Consider the following 4,059-nt stretch of genomic DNA (forward strand, 5'->3'; position numbering starts at 1 on the left):
GCTCTTCTTCTCCAAGACGCGGAAGCAAAGCATCCAGAATGTCTATCTGCTTGCCACGGTCTGTAGCAAGCAGAATTAGGTGATCGAGCCGGGCAATGTTCTTTTTTACCAGGTAATCCATCGATGTGCAAATCCTGGCTGCTGTTACAGCGTCAGCTTGAGCGATCGACCTGTTGCTCAACTCACTCTCCTTGTAATCTGAACTGTAAACAAAGGGCAGCTTTGCAGGAACAGCCTTAACGGAGTCATTATCTTTTAAGGGACAACGGCAAGCATCTGCATTGTATATGAGTTGAATATCTGTGTTGCCAATGGGCACAATTAACACAGTGGACATCCTACACCTCCGCTTGCCCTGAGTGTAAAGCCCGGAAGCAGTTGATGCTGCATTGGCGCTCCTTTAGCATGTCCTTGCTGAAATTGACTATCCTGCCCAAAGGCGCGAAGAAAACATTCGCCAAACAAGCCTTTTCAAACTTGATAATTGATGCCAAATCCCTGTTGCCGATTGCCAGCTTGACCTGTCGCACAGCTTCCGGGGATAAGTTCAGGAATCCATATACGCGAGCTCTATTCTGCTGATTTACAGCCGGAGCTATACCGTTATGCATCAGCTTGTTTCTCATTTTACGTATAGCATGCCAATCAGGGTCGTCCCAGCCCTCAGTATGGTCTCCAAACACAGCTATATAATCTTCGAAAGCCTTCAGAATCTTTTCTTTGGGAATCCGACCGATCAGCTTGAACACATCCAGATCAAGAGACCTCTCATGCCCGATGGGCTCCAGCAATTCAACCTTGCTTTTTTCAATATCCACACTTTTCCATAATATCCCTATTTGCCTGGCGGCAAGATCCAGCTTAGCCGCTTGCTCCATACTGGTAATCCAAACCACCAGTTCATTGAAGCTGTCGGTGTAGATGGCCCGAAAGATGTGGGCAGTAAAGCGCTCAAACCATGATCCTTTGGTCTCCCACAGCTCCTTGCCTTCCTTGATAGCTCTTTCCAAGCCTTTGTAGTTTACTAATGCCGGCAATTCGGGATAGTGCCTTCTGATCATGTCAAGGCAGAGCTGCGCGCGATCCCATTGCATATTTATCACACTGTGGTTCATTTGCCCGATATAGTCCAGGAACTTGTGTTCGGTTTTTTTATCCTCCATATAGGATAGGTATTCACTGGTAAAGATCCTTTTGTATTCAGCATGACCGACACAATTTTGAAGCACATTATCCAATGCCCGATGCAAGAGCGGCATTCCTCCCGCGTGTGTTCCCAGAAGTATTTGGGCATCTTCAAGTTCTGCAAAATAGGGGCTCAGGGCATAGTATGCTTCCTGTTCAAAAAAGTCCAGAGTATTGATATCCGCCAATTCCAGGATCTCTTGCTTGATGGGCTTGGTGATATTAATTTTCATAATGGGTTGCAAGACTTTGTAGCTTCCCAATTTCAGGATCACGATGTTCCGGATCTGCACAGCATCTTGATAGATTCTGCCTTCTGTGATGCACTCTTTCAGAAATTTAGCGGTGGGTGTGCTATGGTCATCTTCTATCCATCTAATCATTCCTTGATCCAGATAATCATAGAGTTCAGGCAAGTTTTCCAGATCCTCTTCCCATTTTGCTTTGATGCTACGCAATACAGGCAAAACCTGAGATCGATCCGTACTAAGTATGAAAAGATAGTCCAGAGTCTTGATCTTCCTGCTGGCTATATAAGCCATAATCTTGTCAAAAATGGGGAAGCAAAGCCCATTTGGTGTCTCCGGTTTTTTCTCATCTCGTCTGAGTTCTCTGATTCCAATGCCATTCGTTAGCGGCAATGAGTCCTTTTGATCAAGTATATCCTTTATCTTGCCTCCGGATCTTCTCTTATTCCCATTTGGTAAATCATAGATAGCCTGCAGGTCTCGATGACCTATGGCAAAAAATAACACGTTTCCCATGTTAAACTCCCTTATATCTTGCATTATTTGAACTGCGGGATCAGGGGGATTTGGTATCTAATCCCGCAGTTGACATTCTGGCGTTTATTGCATTAGCCTGAGTTCCAGATTAGTTTTTCCTATTCTTCAAATCAGAATTCTTTGTTGTTGTATGCCAGGTGAAGATATCACCCTTGAAGCTCGGGTAATGCTTGGGGTCTCTATATAGCTTACATAAGTCGTATAGAGCGCCCTTTTCGAAATTCCTGGGAGTGCAACTTCTATGAAACTCAAGGAGTCTGCCGGTTTCATGATTTAGCTTAAACCTATGAACAATTGCTTTGCCATCCTTTTCTTCAATGACTACTTTTACCGCTCCCATGCCATGGTTTTTGCCATAACCGATCTGATGACACAGCAGAGGTTCTGGTTTCTGTCCATCCTTGGAAACAGTAACTTCTACCCCGGTAGGATCCATGTTTAGAACACTAGGTTCAATGTTTTGACCTAAGTTTAGCGCGAAGCATAGAAGTTTCAGTTCAATCGGCCTGAGGTTTTCATAGTATACGTGGAATGTGAATTTTGGTAAAACACTGGAGCTGGGTGAAAGCACATTTACCAGCTTGATCATGCCGTCACTTTCTAAAGCGGGGCTAATCGTTCTTTTTCGGTAATAAAACTTTCTGCCTGATAACCTTGGAGCTACTTTATGGTCTTCCCGAGCCGGGTCGCCAAATGTGCTTAGCAAAACGTGTTTATCGGCAGTGAAGTTTTCTTTTAGATAAAACTCATAGGATGATGGTTTGGGAGATCCTGCGCGAGGAAGCCACATATCTTTGCTTTTGCCTGTCCCGCTTTCATGAACAGCGCAAGAGAAATGCACTTTGGCTGACTTGGCCCTTTGCTTGTAAGGAATATCCTTATTCTCACTGGAATAACCAAACATTTCCTCAATCCTGTTTAGCAAACCACCCTTGATACTTTCGGCATTCTCAGCCTGGTAGTCCTGGTCAAAATCATGCAAAGACCTACTAAAAGCCCAGCGGTATCTGTAATGCTTTCCGAAAGTGATTACCTTGGTTTCATCTTTAGTTAAGACTTCAAAAAAGATTAGATCGCCTTCCTTTAGATTGCTGTTCTGTTTCACATTCTTAATGAAATCGGCACAATTAAAGTTCTTTTTCTGCGGATGATCCTGCAGATGACCATCCTTTTCATCCTTGATATACTGAACAGTCCTTAAGTAAGCATCATAGCAATCAGGTGATATGATATATCGTTCATTAGCATACTCAGGCTCAGCGCCAGGCCCGGATACTCTTACACCAAAGCTCTGATGGCTGGCAGGTCTTTCGGTCAGTTTACCTAATGTTCCGGCACCGTCAAGGCCATCGTGGTAATCATAAAAATAGAAGTATGCGCTCTTGTCCCCATCATTTCTTATCTGATACTTGTAAAGTGGCCGGTCATTATGGTTTGTATCACGATAGTTATGGCGACTGGCCTTAGCTGGACTATATTTGTATTTTGTAAACGCATAGTACCGCTCTTTGAACCTTTTTACGGTAATGCTGTTGTCTTCTGCTATGCTCTCAATAATGCCCGCATAATTCGCTACACTTTTTCCTGAGGGAGCATTGTTCGGGCGGAAGCCATATTGCCTGTTGTTCATTCTGGAGATGGGGTACTGCAAGTATGCGGCGAGGAAGTTTGCAAAGCATCCCTTTAATGTTGATGAGGGGATAACAACCTTGCCATCAACCGTCAGCGGTGCAATCTCAACCTTATCATGGCCCAAATCCTTATGTGTGTTGCCAACACATAGTTCATTGAGGGCATACATTTCACAGTTTATGTGACCAGTAATCAGGCTCTCATCGTCTTTATCCAAAGGAACCATATTGTCATAATTTAGCTTGTCTTTATCAACAGGAGCAAAGCCATAGGGGAGTTTTTGAATCGCATCTTTGATGGATGTGGGCCTTTCATGATTGTTTCTATTCCAATAGTTCATTTGGAGAACCTCCATGTATCATCTGCATGGTTTACGTATACTTTGACAGGGTATGTGTTCAAATCCGGAATGCTGCCGATCAGGTTTGCAAAGCCGTAGCGATACCCCCTCTCATCA

At 44.0% G+C, this 4,059-nt stretch carries 3 protein-coding genes; all 3 read right to left on the bottom strand.

The annotated features are described in order from the left end of the window. Positions 1-337 (bottom strand): hypothetical protein (locus LHW48_06650; protein MCB5260135.1); only part of this gene is annotated, 337 nt, incomplete at its 3' end. Position 338: 1 nt separating this feature from the next. Beyond that, positions 339-1,949, bottom strand: a complete 1,611-nt coding sequence (locus LHW48_06655; protein MCB5260136.1) for a hypothetical protein — start codon at positions 1,947-1,949, stop codon at positions 339-341. A gap of 109 nt (positions 1,950-2,058) precedes the next feature. Further along, entirely contained in the window at positions 2,059-3,942 is a 1,884-nt protein-coding gene (locus tag LHW48_06660) for an RAMP superfamily CRISPR-associated protein (protein ID MCB5260137.1), read from the bottom strand. Positions 3,943-4,059: the final 117 nt, after the last annotated feature.

The organism is Candidatus Cloacimonadota bacterium (assembly GCA_020532355.1).
GTDB lineage: Bacteria > Cloacimonadota > Cloacimonadia > Cloacimonadales > Cloacimonadaceae > UBA5456.

Excerpts from the sequence above, each read along its gene's own strand:
- LHW48_06660 (MCB5260137.1), bottom strand. The coding sequence starts at position 3,942 with ATGAACTATTGGAATAGAAACAATCATGAAAGGCCCACATCCATCAAA.
- LHW48_06655 (MCB5260136.1), bottom strand. The coding sequence starts at position 1,949 with ATGGGAAACGTGTTATTTTTTGCCATAGGTCATCGAGACCTGCAGGCT.